Below are 18704 nucleotides of genomic sequence, written 5' to 3' on the forward strand. Positions count from 1 at the left end.
CCCCCCGCTGCGAGCGGGACACGCTGGCGCTGGCCATGGCCGACGAACTGCTGCTCGCCTCGCAGCGGCTGGCCGACCTCGCCTATGATCTTGCCAGCGACGAGGTGACGCTGCGTCGCCACCTGACCAGCCTGCAGGAAGTCGACCGGGTGACGCAGATGCAGTTGGCGATCGCCGACCTGCTGCGCGCCGGGCCGGACGCGCCGGCGGCGGTGAACGCGGTGACGCTGGACGAGATGCGGCAGCGATTGTTGCGGCGGATGGACGGTGTCGGCGGCTGACCGTTTAACCCGCTGTGAAGATTGACGCGCTACGCCGGGGAAGAATCGAGGGGTTTTTACACCGGGGGCCACCATCCAAATGCAATCGTTACCCATCGGCAAGCGCATCGCCGGCGCGTTCGGCGTCCTGACGCTCAGCGTCCTTTTGATGATCGGCATCCTGTGGTGGGCGCTCGACCGGATCGGGACGACCAGCGCCGACAGCGTCCGCGCCCAGGACATCCATAGCGAGGCGCAGGCGATGGAAGCCGCGATGCTCGCACAGAACAGCCAGATGCGCGGCTTCATCATCGCCGGCGATCCGCAGAATATCGCCGATTACCGCGAGGCGGTCGACCGCGAGCGCAAGGCCGCCGACACGCTTGGCCAGTTGCTGGCGGGGGACGCCACGGCACAGCGCGACATCGTCGAAACCCGGCAGCGGATGGACGAATGGCGGCGGCAGTTGATCGATCCGGTGATCGCGCTCGCCCGCACCGACCGCGAAGCGGGGCGGCGCCTGCTGCTCGGCCGCAACGAATGGGCGGTGCGCTTCTGGGTGGACACCGTCACCCCGCCGCTGCACGCGGTACGCGATGCGCAGGGCGCGACGATGCAGCAGGTCCGCCTGGCCCGTACCGAAGCGATGCACACCGGCATGCTCACGCTGCTGGTCGGCGGCATCGCGCTGGTCGCGGCGACGATCGTGCTGTCGATCCTGCTGGCGCGCTCGCTCGCCCGGCCGATCGTGCGGCTGACCGACGAGATGGAGGCACTGGCGACCGGCGATCACGGCGTCGCGGTGGCCGATGCCACGCGGGGCGACGAGATCGGCGCGATGTCGCGCGCGGTGCTGGTGTTCCGCGACGCCGCCGTCGCCAAGGCGCAGGCCGACGCCGAACAGCAACTGGTCGTCGACCGGGTCGGCGCGGCGCTCGCCCGCCTTTCCGCCTTCGACCTGCGCGCGCGGCTGCACGGCTTCCCGCCGGCCTATGCCACGCTGGAGCGCGACTTTAACGCATCGGTCGCACAGCTCGGCCAGGCGATCGCCAGCGTGCGCGACGGCACCAGCGGCATCGTCGAGAACACTGCCGAGATGCAGGCGGCGACCGACGACCTCGCCCGCCGTGCCGAGCAACAGGCCGCGAGCCTTGAGGAAACATCCGCCGCGATCAACGAGATGTCGGACACGGTGCGCGAGAATGCGGTGCAGGCCCGCAGCGCGCAGGACGTGGCCGGCAAGGCGCGCGAGGATGTGAAGGAAAGCGAGGAGATCGTCCGACGCACCGTTGCCGCGATCGGCGACATCGAACGGTCGTCGAACGAGATCGCCGAGATCATCTCGCTGATCGACGGGCTGTCGTTCCAGACCAACCTGCTGGCGCTGAACGCCGGGGTCGAGGCGGCCCGCGCGGGCGACGCCGGCAAGGGCTTTGCGGTCGTCGCGTCCGAAGTGCGCGCGCTGGCCGAGCGATCGGCCGATGCGGCGCGTGACATCAACCAGCGGATCACCGCCACGGTCGGACGGGTGCGCAACGGCGTCGACCTCGCCCGGCAGACCGACGAATCGCTGCGCGGCATCGCCACCGACATCAACCAGATCGCGACCTTCGTCACCGCCATCGCCGGCAGCGCGTCGGAACAGGCGGCGACCATCCAGCAGATCAACACCGCGATCGGCGAGATGGACAGCGTGACCCAGTCGAACGCGGCGATGATCGAGGAGATCAACGCGGCGGTCGGCGCGCTGGGTGACGAAACCGCGACGCTCGACGCGCAGGTCGGCCGCTTCGTGGTCGACGACGCCCCTGCCCCGACAGCCCCCGTCGCGCAGGTCGTCCCGTTGCGGGCGACACGGCCGATGGCGCCGCCGCCGCCGCCAAAGCGCGTGGCCCGGCCGGTGCGCGGCAACACGGCGATCAAGGCCGACGAGGACGACTGGAGCAGCTTCTGACGGTGGATCCATCCGCATTGGAACAGACGTCATCCCAGCCTTCGCTGAGGCGACGTTTCGATGCAGTCGAATTAATGGTAACGGATTGACGAGCCGGGGCACTCCGCCCCGGCTCGTTTCGATCAGATCAACGCGCCGCGCACGTTCCCGCCCGGTGCCAGCGCGGCATACGCCTGGCGTACCGCGTCGGCGAACGCCGTATCGTCGCCCAGATCGCCGAAGATGTCGCGCATCGCCAGCAGCGCATCGACATCGCCGGCGCGTGCAAGCAGCGCATCCCCGCGCGGATCGACCAGCGTCTCGCCGCTGGCCTTGCGCAGTTCGAGGAAGCGGAACCACGCCGCGATCGGCACCGCCAGCCGCGTGACGCTACGCCCCGCCGCACGGGCATCGCGCACCGTGTCGAGCAGGCGATAGGGCAGCTTCTGCGACCCGTCCCACGCGATCTGCGCCAGTTGGTGCGCGATCGCCGGATTGGCGAACCGCCCGAGCACCGCCGCGATATAGGCGGACAGGTCCATTTCGGCGAGTGGCACGATCGACGGCGCAATATCCTCACGCATCAGCCGTTCGACGAACCCGGCAAGCGCCGCGTCGCGCATCGCGTCGCGCACCGTGCCTAGGCCCAGCAGCAATCCGACATAGGCGAGCGTCGAATGCGCCCCGTTCAGCAGCCGCAGCTTCGCATTCTCGAAACCGCGCACGTCGCGGGTGAACTGGACGCCGGCCAGGTCGAACGGCGGCCGGTCGCCGGCGAAATCATCCTCGATCACCCATTGCGCGAACGCCTCGCGCTGGATCGGCCACGCATCGTCGAGGCCCGTCGCGGCGCGGACGGTGTCGCGCAGGGCATCGTCGGTCGCAGGGGTGATCGAATCGACCATCGCGCAGGGGAAGCGGACGTTGTCGTCGATCCACATCGCCAGATCGGGATCGCGCGCGGCGGCGAGATCGCGCACCGACCGGCGGAAGCGATGACCGTTGTCCGCCAGATTGTCGCATGACAGCAGCGTGATCGCGCCCCCGCCGCTCGCCCGCCGTGCCGCCAGGCCGGCAACGAGCCAGCCCGACAGCGTCGACGGCTCCGCCCCATCGAGTTCGCGCACGATCGCCGGCGCGTCGAGATCGAGCGCACCATCGCCGGTCAGGTGATAGCCCTTTTCGGTCACGGTCGTCGTCACCAGCCGCGTCGTCGGCGCGGCGAGCCGCGACAGCAGCGCGTCGCGGCGGTGCGCGGTCNCGCGGAACCGCGTGTCGCTGTCGAGCAGCGCCAGCGTGTAGAGCCCGTCCTGCGGCCCGAGCGCTTCGGCGACACTGGTCGAGTTCAGCGCGACCGCGCTGATCGCCCAGCGCGGATCGGCCTTGAGGATCGCATCGACATAGGCCGCCTGATGCGCGCGGTGGAATGCGCCGGGACCGATGTGGACGATGCCGGGCGTCAATGCGGTCCGGTCATAGTCCGGCCGCGCGACCATCGGCGCGGCCTGCGCCAGCGTGGCGTTCGACAGTTTCACAGCTTGTACGCCTGTTTGACGAGGGCATAGGTCAGGTCGTGCGCGACCGCATGCGCCTCGTCGAGCGCCAGCCGGTGTTCGGCGACCAGCCGGGCAAGGAACGCGCAATCGACGCGGCGGGCGACGTCGTGCCGCGCCGGGATCGACAGGAAGGCGCGCGTATCGTCGTTGAAACCGACGGTGTTGTAGAAACCGGCCGTCTCGGTCGTCATCTCGCGGAAACGGCGCATGCCCTCCGGGCTGTCGTGGAACCACCATGCCGGCCCCAGCCGCAGACACGGATAATGGCCCGCCAGCGGGGCCAGTTCGCGGGCATAGGTCGTTTCGTCGAGGGTGAAGAGGATGATCGTCAGTTCGGTGCTGGTGCCGACCACGTCGAGCATCGGCTTCAACGCCGCGACATAATCGGTCCGCGTCGGGATGTCGGCACCCTTGTCGCGGCCATAGGCGTCGAACAGTCCGCGATTATGGTTGCGGAACGATCCTGGGTGGATCTGCATCACCAGCCCGTCGTCGATCGACATGCGCGCCATTTCGGTCAGCATCTGCGCGCGGAACAGCTCGGCATCAGCGGCGTCGGCGGTGCCGCCGATCACCTTGGCGAACAACGCCTCGGCCTGCGCCGTCGACAGGTTGGCGGTGCGTGCCGTCGGATGGCCGTGATCGGTCGAGGTCGCGCCGGCGGCGATGAAATCTTGCCGCCGCTTGGCGTGGGCGGTCAGATACCCCCGCCAGTCATGGACATCCTCGCCGGTCAGGTCGGCGAATTTCAGCAGCGCGGGGCGGAATGCCTCATGCTCGCAATCGATCACCGCATCGGGGCGATAGGCGGTGACGACACGCCCGCCCCAGCCGCTTTCCCGAATGGCGCGGTGGTGGAGCAGCGGGTCGTCCGCGCCTTCGGTCGTCGCGATCAGTTCGATGCCGAACCGGTCGAACAACGCGCGCGGGCGATAGGCGTCGCTGGCGAGCAGGTCGCCGATCCGGTCGAAATAGGTGTCAGCATTGGCGGTGGTCAGCGCTTCGTCAAAGCCGAACACCTCGCCGAACACATGGTCGAGCCACAACCGCGACGGCGTGCCGCGGAACAGATGCTGGTGCGCGGCGAACACGCGCCATGCCGCGCGCGGATCGGCGGTGATGCTGCCGTCGCGACGCGGCACCGCCACATCGTCGAGCGCGATGCCCTGGCTGTAGAGCATCCGAAAGATATAATGGTCGGGCGAGAGCAGCAGCTCGGTCGCATCGCGCCACGGCCGGTCGGTCGCGAACCACGACGGGTCGGTATGACCGTGCGGGCTGACGATCGGTAGGTCGCGGATTTCGGCGTAGAGTTCGCGTGCGAGGCTCCGCGTCGTCGGATCGGCGGGGAACAGGCGATCGGGGTCGAGCAGCAGGGCAGGCATCATACTCTCCTTTTGCCAATGCCCGATGCGGCATTGTGCCAACGGTGGCAACAGACTATTTCAGCCTCATGCTCGAAATCCTGTTCACCGCCGATTCCCGCCCTGCCCCCGCCCGATCGGTCCGGGTCGACGGCGATGACGACGTCGCCGTCCTGCTCGCTCCGGTCGAGGCGGGCGATGCCGTGGCGGTCGACGATATTATCGTTATCGCCCGCGACGCGATTCCCGCCGGGCACAAGATCGCGGTACGCGCCGTGGCGCAAGGGGCGCCGGTGCGCCGCTATCGCGCGCCGATCGGCCTTGCCCGCCAACCGATCGCGGTCGGCGAACATGTCCATGTCCATAACGTCCGCACCGCGCTCAGTGGCGAGGATGCCTATCGCTACGAACCGGTCGCAGCCGAAGCGGTGCCGGTGCGCCGCGAGCCGGGCTTCATGGGCTATGTCCGCGCCGATGGCAGCGTCGCCACCCGCAACGAAATCTGGATCCTGCCGACGGTCGGCTGCGTCGGCCGGCTGGGCGAGCGGATCGCGGCAGCGGCGGGGCCGCGCCATGCCGGGCGGATCGATGGCGTGCATGCGTTCAACCACCCGTTCGGCTGTTCGCAATTGGGCGACGATCTCAACCGCACCGGGGCGATCCTCGCGGCGCTGGCGGCCAACCCCAATGCCGGGGGCGTGCTGTTGCTCGGGCTGGGCTGCGAATCGAACCAGCTCGACGCGATGCTGGCGCGGATGCCCGACACGGTACGCGCCAAGGTCGCCCATGTCCGCGCGCAGGCAAGCGGCGACGAATTCGCCGAGGGGCTGGCGGCGGTCGATACGCTGGTTGAGGCGGCGGTGTGCGAGCGCCGGCCGGTGCCGCTGTCGGCGCTGCGGCTGGGGGTGAAGTGCGGCGGGTCGGATTCGATGAGCGGCCTCACCGCCAATCCGCTGATCGGGCGGATGACCGACCGGGTAGCGGCCGCCGGCGGCACCGTCCTGATGACCGAAATCCCCGAAATCTTCGGCGCGGAGCGGTTGCTGATGGCGCGCTGCACCGACGAGGGCGTGTTCGACCGGCTGGTCGAGGTGACGAACCGCTTCAAACGCTATTTCCTCGATCACGGCGAGCCGGTGTCGGAAAACCCCAGCCCCGGCAACATCGCGGGCGGCATCACCACGCTGGAGGAAAAGTCGCTGGGCGCGGTGCAGAAGGGCGGCGTCGCACGGGTAAGCGACGTGCTCGATTATGGTGAGGCGGTGCGCCGGTCGGGGCTGTCGGTGGTCGATGCACCGGGCAATGATGCGGTGTCGACTACCGCGCTGGCGGCGGCAGGGGCGACGATCACGCTGTTCTCGACCGGACGCGGCACGCCGCTCGGCTCGCCCGTGCCGACGATGAAGATCGCGACCAACCATGATCTTGCGACGCGCAAGTCGGGCTGGATCGATTTCGACGCCGCCACCGTGCTCGACGACGGGCAGGACGCGGCGGCCGACGCGCTGCTCGCCCGGATCGTCGCGGTCGCCTCGGGCGAACCCGCGCGCAACGAAACGAACGACGAACGCGCGATCGGCATCTGGAAGTCGGGGGTTACGCTTTAGGATCGGGGTGACGTGTCGGCTATGGGCCGCAGTTCCCCACCATACTGCGCCGCCTTCGCCACATAGACCGCCGCCGACAGCCTCAACCCGGCAAGCTGTTCGTCGGTCAGCATCCGCACCGCCCGCGCCGGGCTGCCTACGATCAGGCTGCCGGGCGGAAAGCTCTTGCCCTCCGTTACCAGCGCGCCGGCCCCCACCACGCAATCGTCGGCGATCACCGCATGGTTCAGGATCGTCGCGCCCATGCCGATCAGCACGCGGTCGCCGATGGTGCAGCCATGCAGGATCGCGCGGTGGCCGATGGTGCAATCCTCGCCCAACGTCAGGGGCGCGCCGGGATCGCCGTGCAGCACCGCGCCGTCCTGCACGTTGCTGCGCGCGCCAACGATGATCGGGCCATTGTCGGCGCGGATCGTCGCGCCGAACCACACGCTGGCCTGCGCGCCCAGTCGCACCGCGCCGATCAGATCGGCCGACGGCGCGACCCACGCATCGGCGGCGAGATCGGGGACGGCATCGGCGAGGGCATAGCAAGGCATGGCGGCGATGCTATCACCGCGCGATCACCGGGGCGAGCTTCGCGCGCAGCAGCAAGTCGAACCGCTCGACCGAACAACGCTTCGCGCAGCCGGGGATCGGCAACGGCCGGTCGACGACGACTGCTCCGCCCGAGCGGATCACGTCGAGCGGCTGCACCCGGTACGACAGCGTCACGAAGCTGCCGCGCGCATCGCGACGGCGGGTGAACACCAATGCCCCGCCTGGAGCCACGTCGTTGCGCGCAAACCCCGGCGCGTCGAGATCGACGCCGAGCGCCGCACCCAGCGCGGTGACGTTGGTGTCGTGGCCGATCAGTGCCTCCAGCTTGGGTCCGTCGGACGCCCCGAGCGTCGCCAGCATATGCGCGCCGATCGGCCCGGCCTGATGCGCCGCCATATACGGGCTGCGGGTGAACACGTCGAACAGCGCGGCATGGAGCGCGCCGATCCGCCGGATCGTCGCGGCATCGGCGCGACCGAAACCGACGTCGCGGATCGGCATGCCCTCGGCATATTGCAGCAGGATCACCTGCGCCGTGCCCGAGGTCGCGCGGATCGGGCCGGTGAACTCGATTCCCCGCCCGTTCGCGCTGGGCTTGAGCGTCGCCGGGCCGGGCGTGCTGCATCCGGTGGGGCTACCGCAGCCGAGCACGCGGTCGAGGTCGCGGATCGCGCCGGCATGGCGCGCGGTCAGCGCGTTCACGCCACCGGTATAGGCGGTGATCGCCGCCACCGCCTGCCCCGCATCGAACGCGGTGGCCCCGGCACGCAGCGGTTCGAACAGCGGATCGACCTGCGCCGCGGTCAGATGGCCGACCGGCAGCGCGCAGCCGGGAGCAAGGCCCTCGGCATAGGCGCGGCCGGTGGCGATCGTCCGCTCGGCGGTATTGGTCCAGATGCGCACGTCGCCGGGCGCAGGGCAGCCGGTCGTCGTCAGCCAGCGCCGGTCATGGCGACCGATCTGGCGGATTGCCGCCGCGCCATGCGGCGTCAGATGCTCCGCCGCCACTGGCCAGCCGGGCCAGCGATCGTCAACGCGGGTGTCGGCGGGTGCCTCATCGTCGATCGGCGCACGAACGCCGTGCCGCATCAGCAGCACGACCCGCTCGATCGTGCTGCCCTTGGCGGCGACCGGCGATGGGGCAATCGCCAACATGGCACCGAGTACGACGGCGGAGCGGAACGGCATCGGGAAACTTCCTTCTCGTTGCGTCCTCCCGGCGCGAGCCGGGAGGACGCACAGGCTTAGAGACTGTTTGAAAATGCGTCGAAACGCATTTTTCCGGTTCCGGCCCGCTCCCCCTCCCATCCACCCATCGAGTGTATCGTGTGGGTGGATGGGAGGGGGAGCGGGCCGGAACCGCCACGAAACTCGCGCTTCCGCGAGTTTCCAGACAGACCCTTACATCTTCATCGTCAGGCTGAACTGGAACACCCGGCCGGTCTTGAGATAGCCGCCGTTGCGATCGTTCGAGATATAGCGCTCGCTCTTTCCGACCGTCGCCCAATAGCTGTGCTGGTCGAGCAGGTTGCGCGCCGACACGCCGATTTCCAGATTGTCGGTGACTTCATACGCCGCGCCGAAGTTCAGCTCGCCCACCGGCTGGACATAGATGTCGGGCTGGCTGTCCTGCACCGCCGCCAGGATCTTTCCGGTGTAGTTGTACCACAGGTTGGTGCGGAACGCGCCGCCGGCATAGAACACCTCGGCATTGTAGATCAGGTCGGGTGCCTGCGGCAGCGCGCTGGTGCGCGTGGTGCGCACGCCGTTCAGCGGGATGACATAGGACGCCTCGGTCTGCTGATAGGTGACGTTGCCGCCCACGCCGAAATTACCGAGAAAGGCCGATCCGACCATGTCGCCGACGGTGAAGCGGCCCGATGCCTCGACGCCTTTGGCCTTGCCGCCGCCGCCGTTGATCGGGCGGGTATAGGTGATGCCGTCGATCGTTTCGCCCGCCGTGCGCGTCGCGGTGTTCACGACGAAGTTCGACAGATCCTTATAGTAGCCGGCAAGCTGGAAATAACGGCCGACGCCGCCGTAATAGTCGACGCCGACGTCATAGCTCCATGCCGATACCGGCTTCAGGTCGGGATTGGGCTGGCTGATCGCGATGATCGCGTTGTTGCGGCCCGGATCGCGGGTGATCCGCGTCGGACCGGCGATCAGGTCGAACGATGGCCGCGCATAGCTCGACCGCGCGGCACCGCGCACCACGATGCGGTCGTTCGGCTTCCACGCCGCCAGCACGCTGGGATCGACATGATCGTAATCACGACCGGCCGAGATGAAGCGCGCGCCGTCGGCGTCGTTCAGATAATAGGTCGCCCGGAAGCCATTGTCCTCATAGCGCACGCCCGGCATCACTTCGAGCGCGCCCAGTTTCAGCGTGGCCGTGGCATAGAGCGCCTTGCGCTTCTCGTTGCCGTCGAGCAGCCCCTGGTTGATCGTCGTGGCCGACACCGGGATCAGCGGCACATAGTCGCGCACCTGCGCGTCGAGCTGCGCGCGCGACAGCACTTTCAGCGGTCGCGCGGGATAATAATCGAGGAAGTCCTTGAGCACATACCCCAGATACTGGTTGATCGACGGTCCCTGCACCGTGCCCGACTGCAACGGCGTCAGGAAGCGGTAGCGGGTATTGTCCGGCGCGAGGTTGCGGCCCTTGCGGTCCGAATCCTCGTACAGCCCGCCGACCTCGACATGGCCGAGAAAGCCGTCGCCGTCCCAGCCGATGCTGGCCTTGGCGGTCTTCTTCACCTCGTTCAGATAGTCATAGCCGCTCTGGACATAGAGCTGCGTCGGCCGGTCGAGCGAGGAGACATAGGCGATCGCGCCGTTCGACAGCACCGGACGCGGCGACTTGCGGTTCGACAGGTCGACGTTGACGCCTTCGGTCGCGGCACCGGTATTTCCGGTCGCGCCGTTGTACGCGATGCCGCGGAACGCCGCCTCGATCCGGGTCGGCTGATCGAAACGCCCGTCGGCATAGGCCCCTTCGAGGTTCGCGAAGAAACCGTCCCAATGCGTCTTCGCGCCGACCTGTGCCGAGAACAGTTCCTGCTCGACATCCTCGGTGCGGAAATAGCTGGCCGGATTGATACCCTGCGGGTTGTAGATCCCCGCCGCGTTATAGGCACGGGTCGTGCTGCCGTTGCGCAGCGTCCGCAACGGGTTGCCGCTCGACTGGCCGCTGGTCGTCTCGTTGCGCAGGCCGGTCTGGTTCATCGTATTGGTGTTCAGATAGGTCGCATAATTCACGCGGCCGTACAGTTCGATCGCCTCGCTCCGGAAATCGAGCGATCCGGTCGCGCCATAGCGCTTGATCTTGTTGTTGTAGAAGTTCCACTGCACGCCATTGGCCGACAATGCGTTGGGATTGTCGCGCGCGGTGCCGACATCGAAATTGGTCGTCTGGTAATCGCTCTGCACCGCCGTCGATTCGGCGGCGTTGCCGCGCTCCTCGAAATAGCCTGCCAGATACACGCCGAACTGGTCATCGGTGCCGAACCGGCGCGCGGCGTCGATGCCGATCGCGCCACCGAACGCTTCCTGCTCGCGGTCGAGCGCGAGGCCGGCAACCTGGCCCAGCACGCGGGCGCGGGTGAAGCTCTGCGCGAAATCGAACGCGGTCGGGGTGCGCAGGTCGATGATGCCGGCGATGCTGTCGGCATCCTTGGCGGCGCCCGGCGTCTTGTCGGCGGCGATCCCGCCGATCGCGAACGGCGAGAAGAGGTTGAGCGAGATCGCACGGCTGCTGCCCGCCGTCTGCGGCAGGCGTAAGCCATCGAGGGTATAGGCGTTGTAGCCGGTGTCGAAGCCGCGAATGGTGACGAACTGGGCTTCGCCGGTCGCGCTCTGGTTGCGGCCCTGATCGCGGCTGACCGAGATGCCGGGCATCTGCTTGGCGAGATCGGCGATGTTGGTCTGCGAATGGATCGCGACGTCGCCGGTGGTCACGATGTCGATCGTGCCGATCGCGGCCTGTTCCTCGTTCAGCGCGCTGCGCTGGCGACGGCCGTTGACGACGATGTCGTCGGTCAGCGATTCGCTGGCGGTCTGCGCGCTCGCCTCGGCGGTGGCGGGCGACGCCTCCTGCGCGAAGGCGACGGCCGGCAGCGTCAGCGCGGCGATGGCGACGCCGGTCGACAGGACAAGCGCATGGGCGCGCTGCCGGCGTACCGGCGACGGTTGGAACGACGTCATGGATTTCCCCCCTCGGGACTATGTCTGGGATGCCGGGGCTGTTCCCCGTTGGATGGCGCGCCTAACGCTCGTTTGCGTAGTTTTTGTGACGAAACAACGTTGGTATACAAAAATACCATCGGTATTTGTGGGAATGGCGGGGATTGCCGATGATATATTGATGATATTGCCACATGGCGGTTGCGCTCGACCATGTAGGCGATATGCTGGACACCGATGATGAAGCGCCGCGACCGCCGCCAGGAAATCCTCGACCTGCTCGCGCAGGGTGATGCAATGGGCATCCACGGGCTGGCGCAGGTGCTGGCGGTGTCCGACGAGACGGTGCGGCGCGAATTGCGGCTGCTGGAGAGCGACGGGCTGATCGAGCGCATCCATGGCGGTGCCCGGCTGGCGAAGTCGGTCGAGGAAGGCCCGTTCGAGGCGCGGCTCCACCGCAATGCCGCCGCCAAGCAACGCATCGCCGCCGCCATCGCGCGCGGGGTGGCCGATGGCGATTCGCTCTATCTCGATGCCAGCTCGACCGCGTTCCACGTCGCGCAGGCGCTGAAGGGCAAGCGCGACCTGACCATCGTCACCAACGCGCTCGACGTGGCGGCGGAGTTGGGCGGGCGCAGCGGCAACCGGCTGTATCTGGCGGCGGGCGAGCTGGACGATCGCTACCGCGCGTTCTTCGACGAAACGGCGCGTGCCTATCTGGCGCAGTTCCGGCCCGCCGCCGCGATCGTCTCGACCGAATCGGTCGATACCGCGACCGGCTTCACCGACTATCACGTCGGCGAAGGCGCGCTGTGCCGACAGATGATCGCCCAGTCGCGCTTCGTCACCATGGCGCTCGATGCGTCGAAATTCGACCGGACCAGCGTGGTCGCGGTCGCCACCTTCGCCGACATCGACCGGATCGTCACCGACCGGCCGATCGATCCGGCCTATGCCACCGCCGCCGCCGGTGTCGACTGGATCACCTGCGACTGACCCCTGTCCCGGAGCCTTCCTTCGTGTTCACCCGCCTGACCCTGTGCCTGTTGCCGGCACTCGCGCTGATCGCCCCCGCCGCCGATGCGCGCGACCTGACGGTGATGAGTTTCAACATCCGCTATCCCAGTCCCGAGGACGGCCCCGACCGGTGGGAAACGCGCGCGCCGATCGCGATCGACATGATCCGCGCGCAGGATCCCGACCTGATCGGCACACAGGAACTCTATCAGCGGCAAGGCGATGCGATCGTCGCCGCGCTGCCCCGCTTCCGCTGGTTCGGACGCGACCGGCGCGGCGCGCATGCCGACGAGCATATGGGCATCTTCTACCGCGGCGACCGGCTGCGGCTGGTCCGAAGCGGCGACTTCTGGCTGTCGGACACGCCCGACCAGGTCGGCAGCAGTAGCTGGGGCGTCGATCTGCCGCGCATGGTCAACTGGGGCATGTTCGAGACGCGCGAGGGCAAACCCCGCCGCTTCGTGCTGTTCGACACCCATTTCGCGCACCGCGATACCGACGACGAGGCACGGCGCAAGTCGGCCGAGTTGCTGCTGTCGCGTATCCCGGCGATCGCCGGCACACTGCCCGTGATCGTCACCGGGGACATGAACGCGACACCCGACAGCACAGCCTATGCCGCCTTTACCGCCCGGCTGCGCGACGCATGGACCGGGGCAGCGACCCGTGACGGACCCGAGCGGACCTTCCACGCCTTTACCGGCACGGCGGACCGGCGGATCGACTATATCTTCGTGCGCGACTTCGCACCGCTATCGGCGCGGGTCGTGACCCACAACCGCGCCGGGCGTTACGCCTCCGACCATTTCCCGGTCGTGGCGACGCTGCGCCCGGCGAAGTAACTCAGCCGGTCCGGCGGACCAGCCAGACGGTATCGCCCGCGTCGTCGACCACGAAGATCGCCCCGTCGGCGCGGGTCTGCACGCTGACCGGGCGGCCATGGACGGTGCCCTTGGCCTTGTCGGCGACAAAGCCGGTCAGGAACGGCTGCGGATCGCCGGTCGGGCGACCATTGGCGAACGGAACGCTCAGCACGTCATAGCCGATGAAGTCGGCGCGGTTCCACGATCCGTGCCGCGCGACATAGGCGGTTGGTGCCCCCTGCTTGGCGAAGGCGATGCCGAGCGCGGCGGCGTGCGGCCCGACCGCGACGTCGGGCAGCAACGTGGTGGCGAGCAGTTCGCGCTTCTCGTTGGCGTGGCGCGGGTCCTGCTTGCCGTAATAGCTGTAGGGCCAGCCGTAGAAGCCACCCTCGCGTACGCCGACCAGATAGTCGGGGCTGATGTCGTCGCCGATTTCGTCGCGCTCGTTCACCGCCGTCCACAGCGTCGCGGTGCCGGGCACGAAGTCCATCCCCACCGGATTGCGCAGGCCAGAGGCATAGAGCCGCTCGCGCCCGCTGGGCAGGTCGATCGCGAGGATCGCGGCACGGCGCTTCTCTTCCTCCATGCCGTGTTCGCCGACGTTCGACGCCGACCCGACCGAGACGTACAGCGTGCGCGCATCGGGGCTGAGCAGCAGGTTGCGCGTCCAGTGGTTGTTGTATCCGCCCGCCGGCAGTGTCGCGATCTGCCGCGGCTGCGCGGTGATCCGCGTCTCGCCCAGCGTATAGGGGAACACGACCACGCCATCGGTGTTGGCGACGTACAGTTTGCCCCCGGCATATTGCATCCCGAACGGCTGGCTCAGCCCGTCGCGCAGCACGAACCGCTGTTCGGCGACGCCGTCGCGGTCGGCGTCGCGCAACAGGGTGATGCGGTTGGCGCTGAACCCGGTCGTCTTCGACAGCGCCTGCCCGCGCGCGACTTCGGGGTCGGCGTCGAGCTTGGGCAGCGTCCGTGCTTCCGACACCAGCACGTCGCCATTGGGCAGCAGCAACGCCTGGCGCGGATAGTCGAGGCCGCCGGCGAACTTCACCACCTGCCACCCGGCGGGAGCGGCGGGCTTGCGCCCCTCGGGCCAGCCGATCGTGACCGGATGGTTGACCACCGATTTCGTCGCGTAGGGCTCGGGCTGCGCCTTCAGCCCCGGAATGGGTTTCGGCGCTTGCTGCGCGGACGCAGTGGTGGCGCACAACGCGGCCACCGCCGCGCCCAGGATACGGAGTTTCATCGCATTTCCCCTGACTGTCATCGCGGCGACAACCGGGGGCGGCGGCGCGGGGTCCGCCGGCAACGAAAAGATACGCGCCTGGGTACGCGAACCATCCTCCCCGCGCCACGGGGAGGAGGAGCGTCGGCTATTCGACCGTTACCGACTTGGCGAGGTTGCGCGGCTGGTCGACATCGGTGCCCTTGGCGACCGCGACGTGATAGGCGAGCAACTGCACCGGCACCGCATAGACGATCGGCGCGATCAGCGGGTGGACCTTGGGCATGGTGATCGTCGCGATGCAGTTGTCGCCCGCCGCCTGGATGCCGTCATAGTCGGAGATCAGCACCACCTTGCCGCCGCGCGCCTGCACTTCCTGCATGTTGCTGACGGTCTTGTCGAACAGCGGCCCCGACGGCGCGATGACGATGACCGGCACATGTTCGTCGATCAACGCGATCGGCCCGTGCTTCATCTCGCCCGCCGCATAGCCCTCGGCATGGATATAGCTGATTTCCTTAAGCTTGAGCGCCCCTTCCAGCGCCAGCGGATAATCGGTGCCGCGCCCGAGATACAGCACGTCGCGTGCCGCTGCGATCACCCCGGCCATCGCCTCGATCGACTCGTCATACGCCAGTGCGCCGTTGATTGCGGCGGGCGCCTCGGCCAGATGCCGCACCAGCGCGCGCTCCTCCGCCTCGCTCAACCGCCCCTTGGCCTTTGCCAGATTCGCCGCCAGCGCCGCCAGCACCGCCAACTGGCAGGTGAACGCCTTGGTCGACGCCACGCCGATCTCGGGGCCGGCATGGGTCGGCAGCAACAGGTCGGCCTCGCGCGCCATCGTGCTGGTCGGCACGTTGACGACGGCGGCGATCACCTGCCCCTCGGCCCGCGCATGGCGCAGCGCCGCCAGCGTATCGGCGGTCTCTCCCGACTGGCTGATGACGATCATCAGCCCGCCATCCTCCATCACCGGCGTGCGATAGCGGAACTCGCTGGCGACATCGAGGTCGACGGGCACTCGCGCGAACTGCTCGAACCAGTATTTGGCGACCATCCCGGCATAGAAGCTGGTGCCGCAGGCGACGATCGTGACGCGCTTGATGCCCGACAGGTCGAAATCGGGGATCGGCAGCGTGACCTTGCCCTCCAACCGGTGAAGATAGGCGCGCAGCGTCTGCGCGACGACGATCGGCTGCTCGTAGATCTCCTTCTGCATGAAATGGCGATGGTTGCCCTTGTCGATCAGCGCACCGGTGACGCCCGACAGCGTAACCGGTCGCTCGACCGCCGCATTGTCGCGGTCGTATACCTGCGCGCCGTCGCGGGTGCAGACGACCCAGTCGCCTTCCTCCAGATACGCGATCCGCTGCGTCAGCGGCGCCAGCGCCAGCGCGTCGGAGCCGAGATACACCTCGCCCTCGCCATAGCCGACGACCAGCGGCGATCCCAGCCGCGCGCCGATCAGCAGGTCGGGATGCTGGCGGAACAGGATCGCGAGCGCGAACGCCCCGTGCAGCCGCGGCAACACCGCCTTCACCGCATCGGCGGGGGCAAGGCCCGCCTCCACCTGCTCGCTCACCAGATGCGCGACGACCTCGGTATCGGTTTCGCTGGTGAACACCCGGCCGCGCGCCTGCAATTCCTCGCGCAGCGGCTTGAAATTCTCGATGATGCCGTTGTGGACCACCGCGACTTCATCCGTGGCATGCGGATGGGCGTTGTTGGTCGTCGGACCGCCATGCGTCGCCCAGCGGGTATGGGCGATGCCGACGTCGCCCGGCAGCGGATGCGCCGCCAGTTCGGTCGCGAGATTCTTCAGCTTTCCTGACGCGCGCCGCCGCTCGATCGCGCTGCCATCGATCGTCGCGATGCCGGCCGAGTCATAACCGCGATATTCGAGCCGCTTGAGCCCGTCGAGCAGCCGGTCGGCCACCGCTTCGGTCCCGATGATTCCTACGATGCCACACATGTGATTCTCCGGGACTGTCGGTGATTATTTCGCGGTCTTGGCGGCCTTGGCCGCCTTGCGCTGGGCACGGAAGCGCGCCGCCCAGCCGGGGCGATCGGTGCGGTCGGCGCGGACGAGCGTCAGCGCATCGGCCTCGACGTCGCGGGTCACGACCGATCCGGCGGCGACGATCGCCCCCGCGCCGATGGTGACGGGGGCGACGAGCGCGCTGTTCGATCCGATGAACGCACCCTCGCCGATCTCGGTGCGGTATTTGAAGAAGCCGTCATAGTTGCAGGTGATCGTCCCCGCGCCGATGTTGCTCCCCGCGCCGACGGTGGCATCGCCGAGATAGGTCAGGTGGTTGGCCTTCGCCCCCTCCCCCAGCACCGCGTTCTTCACCTCGACGAAATTGCCGACGCGGCTCTTTTCCTTCAGCACCGCGCCGGGGCGCAGCCGCGCATAGGGGCCGACATCGGCGTGGGCGGCGACGGTCGCGCCCTCCAGATGGCTGAACGCATGGATCATGACATGGTCGGCGATCGTCACGCCGGGACCGAACACGACGTTCGGCTCGATCGTCACGTCGCGCCCGATGACCGTGTCGTGCGCGAACCACACGGTGTCGGGCGCAATCAGCGTTGCGCCCTCCGCCATCGCCCGCGCGCGGCGGGCACGCTGCCACTCGCTCTCCAGCGCGGCGAGTTCGGCACGGCTGTTGACCCCCGCCACCTCGACAGCGCCGGTTTCGATCACCGCCGATCCGCGCCCGTCGGCCGCCGCCAGCATGACGATGTCGGGCAGATAATATTCGCCCGCCGCATTGTCGTTGCCGACCCGTGCCAGCAGGCCGAACAGATCGGCGGCGCGCACCGCCATCAGCCCCGAATTGCACAACGTCACCGCGCGTTCCGCTTCGGATGCGTCCTTATATTCGACCATCCGTGCGATCCGCCCGGCATCGTCGGCGATCACCCGGCCATAGGCACCGGGGTCGGCCGGGCGGAAACCAAGCACGACCACCGCCGGCGCATCGTCCCCGTGCAGCCGGTCGAGCATCCGTCGCATCGTATCGGCGCTGACCAGCGGCACGTCGCCATAGAGGACGATCACGTCGCCCGTGAACCCGGCCAGCGCCGCCTCCGCCTGCAACACCGCATGGCCGGTGCCGAGCTGCTCCTCCTGCGCGACGATCGTCGCGCCCAGCGGCGCAACCGCCGCCGCTACCTGCTCGCGCCGCGCGCCGACGACGACGGCGGTGTGCGCGGGCGACAGGCCGGCGACGCTGTCCAGCAGATGCAGCAGCATCGGCCGCCCGGCGATGGGGTGCAGCACCTTGTGCAGATCGGACTTCATGCGCGTGCCCTGGCCCGCAGCAAGGACGATGGCGGCGACGGTGTTCGGTTCCATGGCCGAGCATCTGACACAGCAACCTTGCCAATTCCATATCGCGGGCGGCAAAGCAGACAACATGACCAAGATTTCATTCGATATTGTCGGCTTCGATCTCGACGGGACGTTCGTCGATACCAGCGGCGACCTGACCGATTCGGTGAACCATGCGCTGGCCGATGCCGGACGAGCGCCGCTGTCGCGCGAGGCGGTGATCCCGATGATCGGCGGCGGCGCGCGCCATATGCTGGCGCAGGGTATGGCGGCGACCGGCGGCCATGACGACGCCGCGCTCGATCGCGGCTACCGGCTGTTGCTCGACTATTACGAAAACAACATTTCGCGGCATTCGCGCCCGTTCCCCGGCGCGATGGCGGCGCTCGACGCGCTCACGGCGCAGGGTGTGAAGGTCGCGATCGTTACCAACAAGCTGGAACGACTGGCGAAAAAGCTGCTCGGCGAACTCGGCATCGCCGACCGGTTCGGCTGCATCCTCGGCGGCGACACGCTGGGACCGGGCATGGCCAAGCCCAATCGCGCGCCGATCGATGCGATGATCGAACGGCTGGGCGGCGGGCGTGCCGCGTTCGTCGGCGATTCGCATTTCGATATCGATGCGGCGCGTAACGCCGGGGTGCCGGGGATCGCGGTGTCGTTCGGCTTCCTGATGCAGCCGGTCGAGGAATTGCGCGCCGACGCGGTGATCGACCGCTATGAGGATCTGCTCCCGACGCTCGAACGGCTGCGGTCGTGGGAACCGGCCGCTACCGCCGATCGCTCCGCCGCCACGCCGTAACAAAGGAACGAC

The 18704-nt window shown here is 68.1% G+C and carries 14 protein-coding genes and 1 pseudogene; 6 read left to right on the forward strand and 9 right to left on the reverse strand.

The genetic code is table 11. The features are described 5' to 3' along the window. Window positions 1-35 precede the first annotated feature (35 nt). Together ASE78_RS14270 and ASE78_RS14275 are read left to right on the forward strand one after the other, a co-directional pair. Complete coding sequence (locus ASE78_RS14270; protein ID WP_230769594.1) at window positions 36-281, forward strand: hypothetical protein; 246 nt, start codon at window positions 36-38, stop codon at window positions 279-281. Window positions 282-360: 79 nt separating this feature from the next. Further along, window positions 361-2214 (forward strand): methyl-accepting chemotaxis protein, encoded by a 1854-nt coding sequence (locus ASE78_RS14275; RefSeq protein WP_056498019.1) that lies wholly within the window; start codon window positions 361-363, stop codon window positions 2212-2214. A 122-nt stretch (window positions 2215-2336) separates the two neighbouring features. On the opposite strand, the gene ASE78_RS14280 is transcribed toward ASE78_RS14275, so the two are convergent. The 3 genes and pseudogenes from ASE78_RS14280 to uxaC all read right to left on the reverse strand — a co-directional run. Further along, window positions 2337-3453 (reverse strand): mannitol dehydrogenase family protein (locus ASE78_RS14280; protein WP_235515082.1); only part of this gene is annotated, 1117 nt, incomplete at its 5' end. Window position 3454: 1 nt separating this feature from the next. Beyond that, window positions 3455-3689: pseudogene (locus ASE78_RS19630) on the reverse strand (mannitol dehydrogenase family protein); the annotation flags it as partial. Between the two features lie 35 nt (window positions 3690-3724). Then, entirely contained in the window at window positions 3725-5134 is a 1410-nt protein-coding gene (gene uxaC, locus ASE78_RS14285; RefSeq protein WP_056498170.1) for a glucuronate isomerase, read from the reverse strand. Between the two features lie 68 nt (window positions 5135-5202). On the opposite strand from uxaC, the gene ASE78_RS14290 reads away from it, so the two are divergent. Beyond that, a complete protein-coding gene (locus tag ASE78_RS14290) occupies window positions 5203-6720 on the forward strand; it encodes a UxaA family hydrolase (protein WP_056498020.1) in 1518 nt (505 codons plus the stop codon). Here the strand turns inward: ASE78_RS14290 and ASE78_RS14295 are convergent. The 3 genes from ASE78_RS14295 to ASE78_RS14305 form a co-directional block, all read right to left on the reverse strand. Next, window positions 6717-7259 (reverse strand): gamma carbonic anhydrase family protein, encoded by a 543-nt coding sequence (locus ASE78_RS14295; RefSeq protein WP_056498021.1) that lies wholly within the window; start codon window positions 7257-7259, stop codon window positions 6717-6719. The two genes, ASE78_RS14290 and ASE78_RS14295, sit on opposite strands and share 4 nt — an antisense overlap. A gap of 13 nt (window positions 7260-7272) precedes the next feature. Continuing rightward, window positions 7273-8415, reverse strand: a complete 1143-nt coding sequence (locus ASE78_RS14300; protein ID WP_235515084.1) for a histidine-type phosphatase — start codon at window positions 8413-8415, stop codon at window positions 7273-7275. A 246-nt stretch (window positions 8416-8661) separates the two neighbouring features. Continuing rightward, window positions 8662-11466 carry a TonB-dependent receptor gene (locus tag ASE78_RS14305; protein WP_056498023.1) on the reverse strand — a complete coding sequence of 935 codons (2805 nt, stop codon included), beginning with the start codon at window positions 11464-11466 and terminating at the stop codon, window positions 8662-8664. 216 nt (window positions 11467-11682) lie between these two features. Between ASE78_RS14305 and ASE78_RS14310 the strand changes: the two genes are divergently transcribed. Beyond that, entirely contained in the window at window positions 11683-12441 is a 759-nt protein-coding gene (locus ASE78_RS14310; RefSeq protein WP_056498024.1) for a DeoR/GlpR family DNA-binding transcription regulator, read from the forward strand. A gap of 23 nt (window positions 12442-12464) precedes the next feature. Then, the gene (locus tag ASE78_RS14315; RefSeq protein ID WP_056498025.1) at window positions 12465-13304 is read left to right on the forward strand and encodes an endonuclease/exonuclease/phosphatase family protein; all 840 of its coding nucleotides are present in this window, start codon (window positions 12465-12467) and stop codon (window positions 13302-13304) included. A 1-nt stretch (window position 13305) separates the two neighbouring features. Here the strand turns inward: ASE78_RS14315 and ASE78_RS14320 are convergent, their stop codons facing one another. The 3 genes from ASE78_RS14320 to glmU all read right to left on the reverse strand — a co-directional run bounded on the left by ASE78_RS14320 (window position 13306) and on the right by glmU (window position 17914). Next, entirely contained in the window at window positions 13306-14574 is a 1269-nt protein-coding gene (locus ASE78_RS14320) for a PQQ-dependent sugar dehydrogenase (RefSeq protein WP_056498026.1), read from the reverse strand. 127 nt (window positions 14575-14701) lie between these two features. Further along, window positions 14702-16525 (reverse strand): glutamine--fructose-6-phosphate transaminase (isomerizing), encoded by a 1824-nt coding sequence (glmS, locus tag ASE78_RS14325; protein WP_056498027.1) that lies wholly within the window; start codon window positions 16523-16525, stop codon window positions 14702-14704. A gap of 24 nt (window positions 16526-16549) precedes the next feature. Next, window positions 16550-17914 carry a bifunctional UDP-N-acetylglucosamine diphosphorylase/glucosamine-1-phosphate N-acetyltransferase GlmU gene (glmU, locus tag ASE78_RS14330; protein ID WP_056498028.1) on the reverse strand — a complete coding sequence of 455 codons (1365 nt, stop codon included), beginning with the start codon at window positions 17912-17914 and terminating at the stop codon, window positions 16550-16552. A gap of 61 nt (window positions 17915-17975) precedes the next feature. Here glmU and ASE78_RS14335 point away from each other — a divergent pair, with 61 nt between their 5' ends. Next, entirely contained in the window at window positions 17976-18692 is a 717-nt protein-coding gene (locus tag ASE78_RS14335; RefSeq protein WP_056498173.1) for an HAD-IA family hydrolase, read from the forward strand. Window positions 18693-18704: the final 12 nt, after the last annotated feature.

Source organism: Sphingomonas sp. Leaf25 (assembly GCF_001421635.1).
Taxonomy (GTDB): domain Bacteria; phylum Pseudomonadota; class Alphaproteobacteria; order Sphingomonadales; family Sphingomonadaceae; genus Sphingomonas.